The sequence below is a fragment of the Nonomuraea sp. NPDC050202 genome, assembly GCF_040656115.1.
GTDB lineage: Bacteria > Actinomycetota > Actinomycetes > Streptosporangiales > Streptosporangiaceae > Nonomuraea.
The window spans coordinates 68,998-86,351 of the sequence record NZ_JBFALF010000044.1; the positions used below are offsets into that span (position 1 = coordinate 68,998).

Annotated in this window: 7 protein-coding genes and 1 pseudogene; 5 read left to right on the plus strand and 3 right to left on the minus strand. The window is 69.4% G+C overall.

Annotated features, from left to right (window positions below; all coding sequences use genetic code 11):
- The first annotated feature begins 65 nt into the window (after positions 1-65).
- Positions 66-3,998, plus strand: coding sequence for a ThuA domain-containing protein (locus AB0I79_RS54495; RefSeq protein ID WP_357892311.1), 3,933 nt, complete (start codon positions 66-68; stop codon positions 3,996-3,998).
- A gap of 110 nt (positions 3,999-4,108) precedes the next feature.
- Positions 4,109-5,704 (plus strand): chitobiase/beta-hexosaminidase C-terminal domain-containing protein, encoded by a 1,596-nt coding sequence (locus AB0I79_RS54500; RefSeq protein WP_357892313.1) that lies wholly within the window; start codon positions 4,109-4,111, stop codon positions 5,702-5,704.
- 85 nt (positions 5,705-5,789) lie between these two features.
- Here the strand turns inward: AB0I79_RS54500 and AB0I79_RS54505 are convergent, their stop codons facing one another.
- Positions 5,790-5,933, minus strand: a complete 144-nt coding sequence (locus AB0I79_RS54505) for a hypothetical protein (RefSeq protein ID WP_357892316.1) — start codon at positions 5,931-5,933, stop codon at positions 5,790-5,792.
- Between the two features lie 551 nt (positions 5,934-6,484).
- A complete protein-coding gene (locus AB0I79_RS54510; RefSeq protein ID WP_357892319.1) occupies positions 6,485-6,700 on the minus strand; it encodes a hypothetical protein in 216 nt (71 codons plus the stop codon).
- A 743-nt stretch (positions 6,701-7,443) separates the two neighbouring features.
- Between AB0I79_RS54510 and AB0I79_RS54515 the strand changes: the two genes are divergently transcribed.
- Genes AB0I79_RS54515 through AB0I79_RS54525 form a run of 3 tightly spaced genes read left to right on the plus strand, consistent with a single transcriptional unit; the run spans position 7,444 to position 16,852 of the window.
- Entirely contained in the window at positions 7,444-10,437 is a 2,994-nt protein-coding gene (locus AB0I79_RS54515; RefSeq protein ID WP_357892322.1) for an AAA family ATPase, read from the plus strand.
- A gap of 29 nt (positions 10,438-10,466) precedes the next feature.
- Positions 10,467-10,655 carry a hypothetical protein gene (locus AB0I79_RS54520; protein ID WP_357892325.1) on the plus strand — a complete coding sequence of 63 codons (189 nt, stop codon included), beginning with the start codon at positions 10,467-10,469 and terminating at the stop codon, positions 10,653-10,655.
- 17 nt (positions 10,656-10,672) lie between these two features.
- Entirely contained in the window at positions 10,673-16,852 is a 6,180-nt protein-coding gene (locus AB0I79_RS54525) for a S8 family serine peptidase (RefSeq protein ID WP_357892328.1), read from the plus strand.
- 305 nt (positions 16,853-17,157) lie between these two features.
- Here the strand turns inward: AB0I79_RS54525 and AB0I79_RS54530 are convergent.
- Positions 17,158-17,262: pseudogene (locus AB0I79_RS54530) on the minus strand (IS5/IS1182 family transposase); the annotation flags it as partial.
- Between the last annotated feature and the right edge of the window lie 92 nt (positions 17,263-17,354).

Consider the following 17,354-nt stretch of genomic DNA (forward strand, 5'->3'; position numbering starts at 1 on the left):
CAATGATGGGTCGAACAGGCCATTTACCGTCCCGATCATCCGCCTGGCGACGCGTACTGATCACGATGTCGAGTGCCGTCCTGGTGCTCGGACTGGCGACCCCGCCCGCCGTGCCGGCCCAGGCGCAGGCCCCCGCCCCCGCCCCGGCCGCCAAGAAGGCAGCCGTCAACGTGCTGGTCTTCAGCGGTCAGGCCGCGCAGCAGGACGACCCGGTGCGGGCGGCCGCGACGGCGATCAGGGAACTGAGCAAGAAGAACGGGTTCTCCGTTGAGGAGGCCCAGGATCCGGCGGTCTTCACCGCCGGCAACCTGGCGCGGTTCCGCGGTGTGGTGTTCCTGTCCGCCAAGGGTGTGAGCTTGGACGAAGCGCAGCTCGCCGCCTTCCAGGCGTTCATCAGGGGCGGCGGCGGGTTCGTCGGCATCCGGGACGCCGCCCGCGCGCAGGTGGACTCGGCCTGGTTCACCGAGCTGATCGGCACCCGTCCCGTCGGCGCCCTCCCCATCGCGGAGAAGGTGACGGAGACCGCGGCGAGCGCGGAGAACCCGCCGAACGAGACCAAGGACAAGGTTTTCGACGGGGACAACGACACCAAATGGCTGGCCCGGACGCCGACCGCGTGGGTGCAGGGCAAACTGGACAAGCCCGTCGCGGTGGCGCACTACGCGCTGACGTCGGCCAACGACTCCGCCGGCCGGGACCCGAAGGACTGGACCCTCCAGGGTTCGCAGAACGGGACGACCTGGACGGATCTCGACAAGCGCAGCGGGGAGACCTTCCCCCAGCGGTTCCAGAGCAAGGAGTACAAGTTCGAGAACACCACGGCGTACCAGTACTACCGGCTCAACATCACCGCGAACAGCGGTGAGCCCCTGACCCAGCTCGCCGAGCTGCGGCTGTTCGGCCCCGGCTCCGCGCCGCCCCCCGCGCCGAAGGAGCAGAAGGCCGTCGTGGACATCCTCGACCGCCGGCATCCGGCGAACGAAGGGCTTCCGCTCACCCTGTCACGGACCGACAAGTGGCTGAGCTGGAATCCCAATCCGGTGGGCAAGGTCCACACGATCGCGCAGGTCGAGGAGTGGACCTACAACCCGAGCATGAACGGCAACGGCCCGTTCCATCCGGTCTCCTGGTGCCGTGACTACGACGGCGGCCGGTCCTTCTACACCGGCATGGGCGGCACCGCGGCGAGCTACACCAGCGACAAGCAGTTCCGCACGCACCTCGCCGGCGCCATCCGGTGGGCGACCGGCATCGTCCGGGGCGACTGCCAGGCGACCATCGCGGCCAACTACACCGTGGAACGGCTGACCGCGCCGAACACGCAGGGCCAGCTCGACCAGATCGGAGAGCCGCACGGCCTGACCATCGCGCCGAACGGCAAGGTGTTCTACATCGGCAAGGCGGCCTGCGCCACCGGCCCGATCCCCGGCTGGAACGACCCGAAGGTGGGCCTCGGCTGCGGCACCATCCACCAGTGGGACCCGCGGACCAAGCAGGTCAAGCTGCTGACCACGCTGCCCGTCATGGGCAACCGCGGCAGCGGCGACGAGCTGGTCAAGAACGAGGAGGGCCTGGTCGGCATCACCCTCGACCCGGACTTCGCGGAGAACGGCTGGATCTACGTGTACTGGATGCCGCACGCGTCGATCGACCGGGACAGGCGCATCGGCAAGCGGACGGTCTCCCGGTTCGACTACGACTCGCGTACCCAGACGATCGACCAGAGCAGCCGCAAGGACCTCCTGCAGTGGGACACCCAGATCCACAGCTGCTGTCACGCGGGCGGAGGCATGACCTTCGACGAGGACGGCAACCTCTACATCGGCACCGGTGACAGCAACTCCTCCGGGGGATCCGGCGGTTACTCCGGGAACAACTGGACCCAGGACTACAAGGGCACCTCGTTCCAGGACGCCCGCCGTACCTCCGGCAACACCAACGACCTCAACGGCAAGATCCTCCGCATCCACCCGGAGCCCGACGGCACGTACACGATCCCTAAGGGCAACCTGTTCACCGGCGAGGAAGAGGGCGGCGGCAAGACCCGCGCGGAGATCTGGGTGATGGGCGTCCGCAACATCGCGCGGCTGCAGTGGGACAAGGAGAACGACTGGATCACGGCCGGCTGGGTCGGTCCGGACGCTGTCGGCCCGAGTGAGACGTGGGGACCGGCGAAGTACGAGACCGTGACGGTTCTCACCTCCGCCGGCAACCAGGGCTGGCCGTACTGCATGGGCAACAAGCAGCCCTACCGCGACCGCGGCAACAACGACGCCACCCAGCCCGCCGGGTGGTACGACTGCGACAACCTGAAGAACACCTCGCCGCGCAACACCGGCCTCGTCGACATCCCGCCGGCGCGTGACAACATGATCTGGTACTCGCCGCAGGGCGGTGGCCCGGTCTACCCGAAGCGGCAGGACGGCAGCGGCCTCCCGACGTACAAGCAGGGCGAGGAGACCTTCACCATGCCCTACCTCAAGGGCGGCAACCAGGCGGTCATGTCGGGCCCGACCTACCACCGCTCCCAGACCGACTCCGGCAGCGGGGTCGCGTGGCCGGAGTACTGGGACAACAAGTGGTTCATCGGTGACGAGGGCAACAGCAACAACCGCATAGCCGTGACCGTCGACCCGGAGACCGCCCGGGACGCGGGCCGGCCGGCGTTCGCCGAGGACCTGCGGCACATCATCCCGGGTGGCGTCGGCGCCAACCAGCTCCAGTCGTGGATGGACGCGAAGTTCGGTCCCGACGGGGCGCTCTACATGCTCGACTACGGCAACGGCTTCTTCAGCCTGCACGCGAACCAGAAGCTGGTCCGCGTCACCTACAGGGGCGGTCCGGCGACGCCGGACCCGGCCGCCGCCGTGGCGCATCCCGCCCGGCAGAACGCCGATCCCAGGACGATGACGTTCTCCAGCGCCAAGGCCGGCGGCGTGGCGTGGGAGTGGGACTTCGGCGACGGCAGCGCGCCGTCGAACCAGGCCGCCCCGACGCACACCTACGCCGGCTTCGGCACGTTCGAGGCGACGCTGAAGGTCACCTACGCGGACGGCGAGCAGGCCACCGGGAAGATCGCTGTCAAGGTCGGCTGCGCCGCGCCCGACGCCCGGCCGACGGTGCAGTTGCTCGACGCCTTCACCGGCGTGCGCAACAAGGCGGCCGGCGGCGGCTGCACGATCAACGACCTGATCGACGACGAGCGAGAGTGGAAGAACCGCAACCAGTTCGTCAAGCACCTCGACACCGTCGTGAGCCAGCTCCTCAAGGACGGCGTCATCACCGCCCAGGAGGCGGAGGCGCTGCGTACCGCCGGGGCCGAGTCGGAGGTCGGGAGGGTGAAGGGGTACCAGCCCATCTTCGACGGCACGGCATCGTCGCTGCTGGGCTGGAGCCAGGCCCCGTCCGGGCGCTTCGACCTCCAACCGGACGGTACGATCCGCAGCTCCGGCGGTCTGGGCATGCTGTGGTACTCCGACAAGGCGTACGCGGACTTCTCGGTCCGGCTGCAGTTCCGTGACAGCTCGCCCGACCCGCATCGCGCCAACAGCGGCGTCTTCGTCCGGTTCCCGGACCCGAGGACCCCAGTGGAGCAGCGTCCCGCCGGAAGCTGCGGCACGGTCGGCGCGGCGCGCACGTCACCCGCGTGGGTCGCGATCTTCTGTGGCCACGAGATCCAGATCTACGACGGCGACACCGGCGAGCCGCAGAAGACGGGCTCCATCTACAACTTCTCGCCCAACGGCCTGAACCGGGCCGGGGTGACCCCGAAGGGCCAGTGGAACGACTACGAGGTCCGAGTGGTCGGCCAGCACTACACGATCATCCGCAACGGCACGGTGATCAGCGAGTTCGACAACACGCCGGGCAAGGCGTCGTCCCGCGCCGGTGACCCGCCCACCGACCTGCGCCAGTTCATCAGCGGGTTCGTCGGGCTTCAGAACCACGGCGGCAACGACGTGATCGACTTCCGCAACATCCGCGTGCGCGAACTCTAGGACGGTACGCCGGCCGGATGCCGGGCCGGGGAGCGCTCCCCGCGCCCGGCACTCCACCCCAGCTCGGAAAGGTGCATCGACACATGCATGCCGGATCTCTCCCTTCCCTCGTGACCAGAGCCTTACGGCGGGCGTCCGCGCCTCGCCTCGCCTTCTTGCTGCTCGCCGTGGCGCTTCCCGCGCTCTTCCTGTCGTCGGTCCAGGCCGACGCGCGGCCCCGTACGCAGCTCACCGTCGCGCAGGCGGCGGACCAGGTGCTCACCTGGACCGCCGACGACAGCATGACCGCGTACAGGTCGGCGCCGGAATCGGCGACGGCCGGCCCCGCCACCATCGTCTTCGAGAACAGCGCGGCCACCGGCAACACCACCGGCATGACGCACACGCTGACGTTCGACACCTCCACCCCCGGCTACAACCACGACGTCAGCCTCAACATCATCGCCAGCCCCTTCGACGCCGACGGCGGCCGGCACATCGCGCAGGTCAACCTCACCCCCGGCAAGTACCGCTACACCTGCGTGATCCCCGGTCACGGCCAGATGACCGGCGAACTCGTCGTCACCGAAGGCGGGAACGAGGACACGACCGCACCGCAGGTCTCCGCGCAGGTGGCAGGTGACCAGGACGCGGACGGCAACTACGTGGGCGCGGCGACGGTCACGGTCTCGGCGAGCGACACCGAGTCAGGGGTGGACACCGTGGAGTACACGCTCGACGGCGGCGAGTTCGTGGCCTACTCGGCCCCGGTGTCGGTCAACCAGGTGGGGACGCACACGGTGACCTTCCGGGCCACCGACAAGGCGGGCAACACCTCGCCGGTGGGCTCGGTGACGTTCACGGTGGTGGCTCCGCAGGAGGAGGACACCACTCCGCCCGAGGTCACCGGGAAGGTGACCGGTAACCAGGACGCGGACGGCAACTACGTGGGCGCGGCGACGGTCACGGTCACGGCGAGCGACGTCGGCTCCGGGGTCGACACCGTGGAGTATTCGTTCGACGGCCAGCCGTTCGCGGCGTACACGCAGCCGCTGTCGGTCAACCAGCCCGGCGCGCACACGGTGACCTTCCGAGCCACCGACAAAGCGGGCAACACCTCGCCGGTGGGCTCGGTGAAGTTCACGGTGACGGCCCCGCAGGAGGAGGACACCACCCCTCCGCAGGTCTCGGCGCAGCTCTCGGGTCAGCAGGACTCTGCGGGCAACTACGTCGGCTCGGCGACCGTGATGATCTCGGTGAGCGACACCGAGTCGGGGGTCGCCACGGTGGAGTACTCGCTCGACGGCGGGCCCTACACCGAGTACCCGTCGCCCGTGTCGGTCACCCAGGCGGGGGCGCACACCCTGTCGTACCGGGCCACCGACAAGGCCGGGAACACCACGCCGGTGGCGACTCTGAGGTTCACCGTGGTGGCTCCGGAGGACGACACCACGCTGCCGCAGGTGTCGGCCGCGATCAGCGGCACCCAGGACTGGGCCTGGAACTACGTCGGCTCGGCGACGGTGAAGCTGACGGCGAGCGACGTCGGCTCCGGGCTGGACACCGTGGAGTATTCGCTCGACGGCCAGCCGTTCGCGGCGTACACGCAGCCGCTGTCGGTCAACCAGCCCGGCGCGCACACCCTGTCGTACCGGGCCACCGACAAGGCCGGGAACATGTCGGTGGGCACGGCCAAGTTCATGATCGTGGAAGCCGGCGGCGCGTAGCGCCCGCTTCCGGGCAGGGGTGACGGCCGCCCTGGGAGGCGAGTCCGCCGGCCGATGAGCGGCCTCCGTCCAAGGACGGGGCCGCTCATGCGTCAGGCCGCCCGACGGCGGCGACGGCGGCCCGGGCCCGGCAGGTCTCGCCGGAGGGGCGGCGGGTGGCCGGGCAGAGCTGATTCTCCCCGAAGGTGGCCATCGACGCGTCGTCCGCGTGCACGATCGTCTGCCGCATGTCTCGGTTTGTCGACGGCTGCCACCGTCGGTTGCCGCCGTCGGTTGCCGCCGTGACACGACCATGACGCGGCGCGGATGAGGCGGGGACATGGCTGGCTGACACTGGACCGGGTCGGCCGGCGGGCGAGTCCGGCGCCTTCGGCATCGCCCTCAGGAGGTGTTGTGCCCGTCGCCTGCAGGGACCACGGCAAAGTGATCACGAAAAAGGAGAAGGCGTGGCTGATGGCAGGCAATGGGACCGGCGTTCGCTCCTGCGGGGCGCTGCCGCTCTGGCCGGTGCCGCGGCGACCGCGCCGCTGCTGCGGCGCGGCGGATTGTCGGAGTCGACCATCGGCCGGATCTGGCGGGCCTTCGACCTCAAGCCACACCGCACGACGATCAGATGTGGGGTACCGCCGGCCTTGGCGGGCAGCGGTCCGGGTTTCGTGGAGGCCGCCACCAAACTCGGCACGGTTCGACCAGGAGCTGTGTCAGCGCCTGGGTGTGGTGCAGTCCATGGGCCTGGTCGGCTGCGCGCTGGACAACGCCGCGGCTGAGGCGTTCAACAGCTCACTGAAGGTTGAGTACGTGCACCGGCACCGGTTCCGCACCCGGGCCGAGGCACGCCTGAAGGTCGCAACCTGGATTGCCATATTTGTCCAGCACGGTGCGAAGGTGCCGCTCGCCAAAGATCAGCAGCCTGTCGGTGCACTCCGTGCGTGCGGTCCTGAGCCATCGCTCGGCGAACGCGTTCGCGCGAGGCGCCCGCGGCAGGATCTTCAGCACCTGGGTGCCGTCGCCTGTGAACTACAGTCGGCCCAGCATGACGGTGTCCACCGTGAAGAAATCACACGCCAGTGTGCTCCCGGCATGGGCACGGAGAAAATCGCGCCAGCGGTCGTCGGCACGTCGCGGCGCCGGACCCAAGCGTGCACGTTCCAGGACTCGGTGGATCGTCGCACCGCTGACTTGGTGGCCCAGATGCCGTGGTTCGCCACGGATGCGCTCGTAACCCCAGCGCGGGGTTCTCCCGTGCCGGCTTCTGGATCAACGCCACGACCGCCGGATCGGTCGCAGGTCGTCCCATCCTCCGGTGCGGGTAGGTCCAGTGGCGTGCGATCAGGCGCCGGTGCCAGCGCAGCAGCGTCCCTGGCGTAACCAGTCGGTGGGCGCGTAGCACCGCCGGCAGTCCTCGGCCAGCGCGGACAGCACCGCTCGATCCGCCTACGACAGCCTCGGACGGCCAACCTGACGGCGGAGCACCGCGACCTCGTGTCGCAGTACGAGGCTCTCCATATTCTTGGTCGCGTCGCTACGAGCCGGCAGGGTCAGCCAGCCCCGCTGCGAGCCCTTCCCGACCCGGTCGAGGACGATATCAAGGTCATTCGGCGTGACCGCCTCGGCGGGCTGATCCACGAATACGCGCAGGTCGCATAGGGCGGCCGAGTTCTTGGGACCCACAGGATGCCAATGGGCGGGTAGTTGCGTCCGAGCATCGAAAAGCGAGATCATTTCGCATGCTCGACCCCTTGCCCGAGGACGACGGGACTTCACCGACGGTTTCTACGCCGCATTTCGTGGGTCGTGATCGGGAGATGGCGGCGCTGCGGGTCGCCTTGGCCCGGCCACCGGCGATCGTGCTGGTAGAGGGCGAGGCGGGGATCGGGAAGAGCCGGCTGCTGCGAGAGTGGTTGGCCGCGCCGGACCAGCGCACTGCCTTGGTCTCGGTGTGCCCGCCGCTTCGCGAGTCGCTGACGTTGGGGCCGATCGTCGACGCGTTCCGTGGGATCGACCGCCCGGTGTCGCGATTGCGGCTCACCGAGCTTGCGGGTGCGTTACGGCCCCTGTTCCCTGAATGGTCCTCGGACCTGCCACCCGCATTGCCGCCTTTGGACGATGCGAAGGCGGCACGGCATCGCCTGTTCCGCGCCCTGGACGAGCTGCTGCGGGCTCTGCGTGTCGACGTTCTTGTGCTCGAGGACGCTCACTGGGCCGACGAGGTGACCTTGGAGTTCCTGCTGTTCGTCGCCTCCCGACAGCAATCGGACGGGCCAAGCCTCGTGATCTCCTATCGGCCGGAGGAGGTGGACGCCGGATCGCTGTTGCTGCGGCTGACGTCCCGGTTGCCTGCCGGCGTGACCCAGCTGAGGATCGCCCTGGCGCCGATGCGACCCGACGACACGGCGGCGCTGGTGTCCTCGATGCTGGACGGCAACCCGATATCGCAGGAGTTCACGACGTTCATGCACGAGCGGACCGGTGGCGTTCCTCTGGTGCTGGAGGAGTCGGTTCGCCTCATGTGCGACCGTGCCGACCTCGTCTTCCGCGACGGACAGTGGGTCCGGCTGAAGCTGCGCAAGCTACAGGTGCCGCCAACGGTGCGCGACTCCACCCGGGAGCGGGTGGGCCGTCTGTCGCCGACGGCGCAGCAGGTGTTGCGAGCCGCGGCTACGTTGGCTGAGCGGTCATCGGTGGCCACGATCGCGATGACCGCCGGTCTGTCACCGGCCGTGTGCCGAGGCGCCATCGCGGAGGCGGCCGACGCCGGCCTCCTGGACGGAGACGACCGCGGCCAGTGGCGATTCCGGCATGTGCTGGCCGCCACGGCTGTTTACGAAGCGATCCCGTTGACCGACCGCAGGCACTTCCACCTGCTGGCCGGCCGGGCCTTGGAGGACATCCATCCGCCGCCTGTCGCACGCCTTGCCCACCACTTCCGTGAGGCGGGCGAGACGCGGTCCTGGGCGCGGTACGCCGAGCAAGGTGCCGAGTTGGCCATGGCCTCGGGCGACCACACCAAGGCGGTCGACTTGCTGGTCGATCTGTTTTCGTGGTCCGAGCTGGCGCCGGCGGATCGGGCACGAGTCGCGCGCATCGCCGGAGTAGCCGCACTGGGCCGTCGTGAACCGGTCGACGAGGTCTACCACCGCGTGATCCGTACCTTGCGCTCGGTGCTGGAGACCCCCGGTCTCTCCGCCCGCCAGCAGGCGGAGATCCGCAACCCCCTAGGCCGGCTCCTGATCATCGGGGGTGAGGCGCAGGCCGCACTCAGCGAGCTCGAGCAAGCGGTGGCCAACCTCGACCATGACCCGGTCGAGGCGGCTCGGGCCATGACCTATCTAGGATGGGCCTATGCGGGACCGTGGCCGGCGTCGACCCATCGGCGTTGGCTGGATCGCGCCGCCGAGCTCACCGCCGAAGTCGATTCTCCCGCAGAGCGGCTGAATCTGGCCGGCAACCGAGCCGCTGCGTTGCTCATGCTCGGCGAAGAGGAGGCCTGGGACGTCGTCGCTGACCTGCCCATCGACGGCGCGGCCTCGGCGGAGCGTCTCGACGTGGCCCGCATCCACGTAAATGTCGGGACCGGCGCACTGATCTGGGGCCGGTACGCCGACGCGGAAAAACACCTCGCCGTGGCCATGCGCCTTGCCGAGGCCGAGCAGGCGTCCCGGCTGCAACACAACGTCCGGCTCGAACAGGCCAACCTGGCGTGGTTCACCGGCCGCTGGGAGGGGCTCGCGGAGAGAAGCGCGGCACTCGCCGATGCCGACCGGGACCGGCCGGCGTACTACCTCGGCAGCATTCGCCTCGCGGCCCGGCTGGCAGCCGCAGCCGGACGGCGGCGTGCCGCGGGGGAGCAGTTCCGGCTGGTCCTTGAGGAGTCTGCCCGTCTCGGCGCAGCCGACGACACGATGGAGGCCGCCGCTGCGCTGGCCAGACTGTGGCTGACGGACGGAAACAGCGGCCGGGCGCTGCAGATCACGAACGAGCCGATGGACACAGTCCAGAGAAAAGGCATCTGGGTGTGGGCGACGGACCTCGTCCCCGCCCGGATCGAGGCGCACCTCGTCGCCGGCGACCTGAAGGCCGCGACACGCCTGGGCGACCAGTTCGCCAGAGGACTGCGTGGCCGTACAGCGCCTGCGCCCCGCGCCGCCCTCACCGTATGCCGTGCTCTGCTGGTCGCCGCAGCCGGAGACCACGCCCGCGCGGCGAGGGCGTACGACCGGGCGGCGCGCGCCTGGGACGCGTTGCCGCGCCCCTACGACGCCATGCTGGCCCGCGAGCGTCAAGCCGAGGCGCTCATGGCGCAAGGCCAGATCGAACAGGGCAGGGAGCTGCTGGCCGCACAGTACGAACAACTGTTCAGGCTCGGAGCCCGCGGCGATGCGGACCGTGTCGCACAGCGGCTTCGCGAACACGGCGCCGAGGTTCCGCGATTGTGGCGCGGCGGTCGGCGGGGGTACGGCGACCGGCTCTCGCCTCGTGAGCTCGACGTGGTCCGACTGGTTGTGGCCGGCAAGACGAACCGGGAGATCAGCCGGATCCTGGCCAAGTCACCGGCCACGGTGGATCAACAGCTGCGTGCGGCGATGCGCAAGTTGAAGGTGAGTTCCCGGACCGCGCTCGCGGTCAAGGCAGTAGAGGCCGGAGTGTTCGCGGAAGAGGATTCCCTCGACGACCTGTCAGGAAAATTGACGTATCCGCCGGATAGCGAAGGTCGCTCGTCACCCCGAGCATGACTCCATGATCCATGGCTTTAGGGCAGTGCATGCCTGAGCGACCTCCCGCGCGTGACGACTCCGTCATCGAGCACCAGCAACCACTTGAGCTGTCGTGCGAGCCGCGCGTCAGCACTCCCGACGCCCCTGGTGCCCCCGACGCCCCCGACGCCCGGGATGCCGGCGATGCCGACGATGACGGCGATGACGAGAGCCACGACCCCTACCAACCCCTGTAGGCCGGAGGACCCCCCACGTGAGACTGAAAGCCCTCGTCGTTTCGCTGGCCGTAGCGGTCGGCCTGAGCATGACCTCGCCACCACCGGCGTCGGCCGCTGAGCCGGATCCCGGTGCGCCCGCCGGCAAGATCGCGTCGGACCTGAAGGGCCGCTTCCGCACGGAGCCGGTCGCCGACTTCTGGATCACGTTCGACACCAAGGCCGACCTCGCGCCGGCGAAGAAGATCGCCGACTGGACCGCTCGCGGTCAGTTCGTCTACGACGCGCTGAAGGCCTCGGCCAAGGCCTCCGCGGCGTCCGTCTCCGCCCAGCTCGACGCGGCGGGCGTGAAGTACACGTCCTACCCGCTCGTCAACGCCGTGCTCGTCAAGGGCGGCACGCAGCAGCTCGCGCTCGACGTCGCCTCGGTCGGGCAGGTCGCCGAGATCCAGGCGTCGCCACAGGTCGCGCTGGTCGAGCCCGTGGACGAGAAGACGCCGGCCGACCAGGCCGTCCGCCCCTCCACCACCGCCGAGGACGGCACCGTCTCGTGGGGTCTGGACGCCATTCACGCCCCCAAGGCCTGGGCCATGGGGGCCACCGGTGCGGGCATCACCGTGTCCAACCTCGACTCGGGCGTTCAATTCGACCACCCCGCCCTGAGGCACCAGTACCGCGGCACGAAGCCCGACGGCACCGTCGACCACAACTACAACTGGATGGCCACCCGGGGTACGTGCACCGGCGCACCGTGCGACGACGACGGACACGGCACGCACACCATGGGCACCATGGTCGGCGACGACGGCACCAACCACGTCGGCGTCGCCCCGGACGCGAAGTGGATCGCGACGAACGGCTGCTGCGACAGCACCGGCGTCGAGTCGCTGCTCAAGTCCGGCTGGTGGTTGCTCGCCCCGACCGACGTCAACGGGAACAACCCGGACCCGTCCAAGCGCCCCCACGTCATCAACAACTCGTGGGGCCAGAACGCCGAGCACAACTTCGACGACTTCTTCAAGGCCATCGACGAGGCCTGGAGCGCCGCGGGCATTTTCAGCGTCTGGTCATCGGGCAACACCACGCCGTACGCGGCCTGCGACACCGTCTCCTCGCCCGGCTCCGCCGAGAGTGCCTACTCGGTCGGCGCCTACGCGTCGGACGGCACGCTCGCGTTATTCTCCCGCAAGGGCGAGGGTGAAGGTGGCCGGATCAAGCCCGAGATCTCCGCTCCGGGCGTCGCCGTCCGTTCGTCCTACCCGAACGGCAGTTACACCGAGATGTCCGGCACATCGATGGCGGCTCCCCACGTCGCCGGCGCCGTCGCCGGCCTGTGGAGCTACGACCCGACCCTCATCGGGCAGGTCGAGGAGACCCGCCGCCTGCTGGCCGAGTCGGCCGTCGACGTCGACGACACCGAGTGCGGCGGCACCGCCGACTCCAACAACAAGTACGGCGAAGGCCGGCTCGACCTCGTCCGCCTGCTCGAGCTCGCACCCCGGCAGGGCGGCACCCTCACCGGTGTCGTCACCGCCGACGGCGCCCCGGTCCCCGCCGCCGACGTGACGATCAGCGGACCGTTCAGCCGGTCCATCGGGACCGACAAGGACGGCCGGTTCACGATAAATCTCCCGGCCGGCGACTACCAGATCAGCACCAAGGTCTTCGGGTACCTGACCGCGACCGCGAGCGCCACGGTCACCCTCGGCCAGAACACCTCGGTCGAGGTTGCCCTCACCGCCGCCGCGCGCCACGACATCAGCGGCAGGGTCATCGACGACAAGAGGCAGCCCGTCCCGAACGCCGACGTCTCCGTGAAGGACACGCCGCTGGACGCCGTGCGCACGGACGCCAACGGCGCGTTCACGATCGCCGGTGTGCCGGAGGGCCAGTACGGGCTCGCCGTCACGCCCAACGCCTGCTTCTCGCCGACGCTCGTCCCGCTGACCGTCGGTGCCGAGAACAAGTCGCTGGAGATCCCGATCACTCTCGTCGTCGACAAGGGCGGCTACAGCTGCTCCCTCTCTGAGGGGGAGTACCTGCGCGGCACCGACCCGGTCGCGTTCACGAGCGGCGTGTGGGCGACGGTGAACCTGCCGTTCCCGATCGCGCTCTACAACGGCAGCCACGACACCCTCGGAATCAGCCGGCGCGGCGTGATCTCCCCGGTCACCTCGACCGGACCCGGCACCGGCGGTGCGGGCGTCTTCCCGTTCTACGTCCCGTCCCCCGTCGAGTTCGCCCCCGGCGGGGGAGTCTTCACGGCGGCCACCAAGGTCGACGGCGAGGACGCGTTCGTCATCGAGTTCCGCAACGCCAAGATCTGGGCCTACCCGATCCGGTCCGAGTACACGGAGCCGGTCAACTTCTCGGCCACGCTCACCCGCTCGGGCAAGGTGATCTTCGGGTACGGCGACGGCATCGGGACCGACGACCCGGTGACCGGCGGCGCCCGCACCATCACCGGCATCCAGGGCTGGGCCGGTGTGGACGGCATCCGGTTCTCCGACAACGTCCCGGTGCTCCACGACGGGATGATCGTCACCTACGACCTTCCGGACTGGGGCTACCTCGACGCGACCGTCGTCGACAAGAACGACGGGCTGCCGGTGTCCGGGGCCAAGGTCACGCTCACCGACGAGAACGGCCTCGTCGAGAGCGTCACGACCAACGGGACGGGCATCGTGCATCGCCAGCTGCCGGTCGCCAGCTACACGATGACCGTCGAGGCGCCGAACTACGTGACGGGGTCGTACGACTTCACCCTCGACAAGCTCTACGCGAAGGCGACGGTCGACGCGCGCCTCACCACGGGCGCCGCCGGCCTGAAGGCGAGCGGCCTCGACGCCGTGATGGGAACCGACCAGAATGGTGTGGGCTCGCTGACGCTGACCAACAACGGTTCCGCCCCGCTCACGTACGACCTGGGCGAGGCCGCGCGCCACCCCGAGCTCGACGCCGCCGGCGCCACCACGCGCACCGGGACGGGTGCGGACAGCACGATCGACCTCACCGCGTGGAAGGCCGGTGCGAGCGGCATGAAGCCGTCGAACGTCGACGGCAAGGCTGCGACGGCGAGCGCCGCGGAAGCACAGGCGGCCGACAAGGTCGGCACGACCTCCGGCGGCGACGTCATCACCCGCATCGAGATCCCGGGCACGATCGCGGAGAAGGAGCCCTCCGGCATCGGGTACGACGGCGACGTCTGGGTCCACGACTACAACGCGCGGACCAACACCGCCTACACCGTGACGGGCAAGCGGACCGGCAAGGTCTTCGACGCCTCGTGGAACCCCAAGTACCGGGCGTTCGACATGGCGCTCGACACCAAGACCGGTGACATGTGCCAGATGGAGGACAGCCCGGCCAGCTACATCCACTGCTTCGACAGGGAGACCGGAAAGGAAACCCGGCAGATCAAGGGTGACTGGTCCACGCTGCAGCTGACCGGACTCGCCTACAACCCGGCCGAGGACGTGTTCTACGTCGGCGGCCGGGCGAACGGCCTGATCGGAACCGTCGCCGGGACGTCGCACGACAACGCGGGTGCGCTGCTGTCCTTCTGCGCCCCGCCGCTGCCCGAGGTGATGGGCCTGGCCTACAACCAGGCCTCCGACACCATCTGGTACACCGACCTCACCTCGAACAGGCCCACCCGCCTGCTGCAGGTCGACCCCGACGACTGCTCGCTCGTCAACGCGTGGTGGTTCCCGGGCCAGAAGGCGGGCCAGGGTGGCGGCCTCGAGACCGACTCGACCGGGGCGCTGTGGGCGGCGGACCAGATCGCCGATGACGTCGTGCTGGTCGACGTCGAGGACGACCTGCTCACCGACCTGCCCTGGCTGTCGCTCTCCTCGACCGGCGGCACCCTGGCCCCGGGCGAGTCGACGACGGTCAAGGTCTCGATCTCTTCCAAGGACGCCGACCCGGGCACTCTCGGCGCGAACATCGTCGTGTTGTCCGACTCCGGACGGCAGCCCAAGACCTACGTCCCAGTGACGCTCACGACCACGAAGTACCAGGTCGGCGTCAACGCCGGCGGCCCCTCGTTCACCGACGCCTCCGGCTTCACCTGGTCTGGCGACCAGGCGACCCGTGACGGGGCGTGGGGCTACGCCGGGAAGGGCAAGACGATCTCCGCGAGCGCCGCGATCGAGGGCACCGAGGACGACGCCCTGTTCCAGTCCCAGCGCACCACGCCGGACAAGGACCTGGTCTACAGGTTCCCCGACGCGCCGAAGGGCACCTACGCCATCGACCTCGGGTTCGCGGAGATCGAGCGGGTGAACCGGGGCAAGCGGGTGTTCGACGTCCTCGTCGACGACGAGCTGACACAGTACGCCTACGACGCCGTGGGAGCCGTCGGCCCGAACGCCGCCGACTGGCACACCGCCGTCGTGCAGCACGACGGCGGTCCGCTGACCGTGGAGCTGCGGGGCGGGAAGGGCCTGCGGGCCCCGAGCATCGCGGCGCTGCGCGTGACGCTCGATCCGCGCGGAGACAAGGCGGAGCCGGAGCCCCAGCCCGAGCAGCCGGAGCCGGGCCCCGTGCCGGTGGCCCCCGCCGGTCGCTCGTACTCGATGAAGGTGACAAACGGGCTCTACCGCCAGGGTACGGAGGAGTCCGGGTGGCACGGCGATGACGTCTGCGGCGTGCTGTGGTTCGACTCCAGCTTCCTGTTCCCGTTCTACGACACGGCCTGGGACGGCGTGTGCGTGACGACGAACGGCGCGCTGATCTTCGACCGGGCCAGCGCCTTGGGGAGCAACACGGCGCTGCCGTCGCGATACGCGTTCGACGCGATCTACCCGTTCTGGGACGACCTGGTCGTCGACGACCAGGCGGGCATCTACTTCGGCACCACCGAGGTGGACGGCCTGGCCGCTGAGGTCATCGAGTGGCGCAACGCCGCCTTCGACAGCGACAGGGCGGCCCGGGTGAGCTTTTCGGTCACCCTGATCGCGGACGGCCGCATCCAGATCGGGTACGGCGACGGCATCGGCGGCGACAACCCCCTCACCCGCGGGTCGTCGGCAACGGTCGGCCTGGAGAGCCTGACGCGCAACCCCGCGAGCCAGTACTCCTTCAACCAGCCCATCCTGACGGCCGGTCTGGGGCTGGAGTACACCCTCCCGGCTGCGGGCACGATCGAGGGCACGGTCACCGACGCGAACGACGGCAAGTCGATCGCGGGCGCGATCGTCACGCTCAGGGGGCCGAGCGGTGAGCGGGTCATCATCGCCGACGAGAAGGGCCGGTGGAAGGCCCAGGCGCTGGTCGGTGAGAACACCGTGCAGGTCTGGGCGCCGAACTACGTCACGGCCAGCCACCCCGTGACCATCGCCAAGAAGGATCAGGCCGAGGTGGTTGACGCGGCGTTGACCACGGGCGTCACAACCGTCACGGGAGGTGACCTCGACTGGCTCCTCGGCCAGGACCAGAAGGCGACCGCCGACGTGACCGTGACCAACACCGGCTCCGCCCCGCTCGAGGTGCGGCTCAGCGAGCAGAAACGCACCAGCGACGGCGGGCACGAGGCCGCCGACCTTCCGTGGCTGACCCTCACGGGCGCGGCCGCGGCCGGCACGGTCAAGCTCGCGGCCGGCGAGTCCACCACGGTCACGGCAACGGCCGACAACACTGCCGTCGAGCCCGGCGTGCTCGTCGGGGACGTGCTCGTGGCGTCGAACGCCGGCAAGGGCGAAGCCCAGCTCAGGCCGGTCCGCCTGGCGACCTCGGCCTACTGGAAGGGCGTCGACGCGGGCGGGTCCGGGCACATCGGTGCCGACGGCTTCGTCTGGTCGCCCGACCAGGAACTCGGCTCGCGGCCGTGGGGCTACGTAGGCGGCAGGGCGCGTGCCACCAAGGCCGACATCGGCGGCACGGAGGACGACGATTTGTTCCGCACCCAGCGGACCGGCGAGACGTTCGCCTACGTGTTCAAGAACGCGCCCGCCGGGGCTTACCGAATCGGCCGCGACTTTGCGGAGATCGAGAAGGTCAAGGCCGGCAAGCGTGCCTTCGATGTCGTGGTCGAAGGCAAAGCCGTGCTCTACGACCACGACGTGCAGGCGAGGGCGGGTGCGCTGACCGCGGACGTGAACACGGTCACCGTCGAGCACGCCGGTGGCGATCTGAAGGTCGAGTTCCGCCGCGAGATCGGCGAGCGCGACCCGATCCTCAATGCCCTGAAGGTCCAGCAGGACCCGCGCCTATGAGCTAGCCGACCAACCCGTCAGCAGTGGTCAGAGCCTCCTCGGAAAGGATCGCCGTGGAGGCTCTGACCACGACTACCGAGTTTGCGGCTTCCGACCGTACTCGCGCACTTGGTGGCAAAGAATCCGAGTTCCTCGTCAGTGGCGACGCGCCAGACGACGAAGCGCGTTGCCCGCCACTGTGCCTGCCGATAATTGCGTCCGCCCAGTTCACCGCTATCTAGACAGTCCCTCATCGCGCGCGCGCGATCGGCCCAGCGCATGCGCCCCCGGAGTAAGAGGAGCCAACGCAATGAAGTGAGGCGCCGCCAGTAGATGAGCGCGCAGGCCAGCTTGAGGAAGGCCTCGTGGATGTCGGCGCGGACTTCCCAGCGGATGCGCAAGCGCCGGAAGGCGTGCAGCAGGGCGAGGGTGTTGGGTCGAGTCCGGGCGCGGTGCCTGGATTGCTCCAGGTCCGTTTCCCGGACCCGCCCGCCGAACCCGGCGTGCGACTCTCACCGCACCG

Coding starts and splice junctions, on each gene's coding strand:
- AB0I79_RS54495 (WP_357892311.1), top strand. CDS start 66: ATGTCGAGTGCCGTCCTGGTGCTCGGACTGGCGACCCCGCCCGCCGTG.
- AB0I79_RS54505 (WP_357892316.1), bottom strand. CDS start 5,933: ATGCGGCAGACGATCGTGCACGCGGACGACGCGTCGATGGCCACCTTC.
- AB0I79_RS54520 (WP_357892325.1), top strand. CDS start 10,467: ATGCCTGAGCGACCTCCCGCGCGTGACGACTCCGTCATCGAGCACCAG.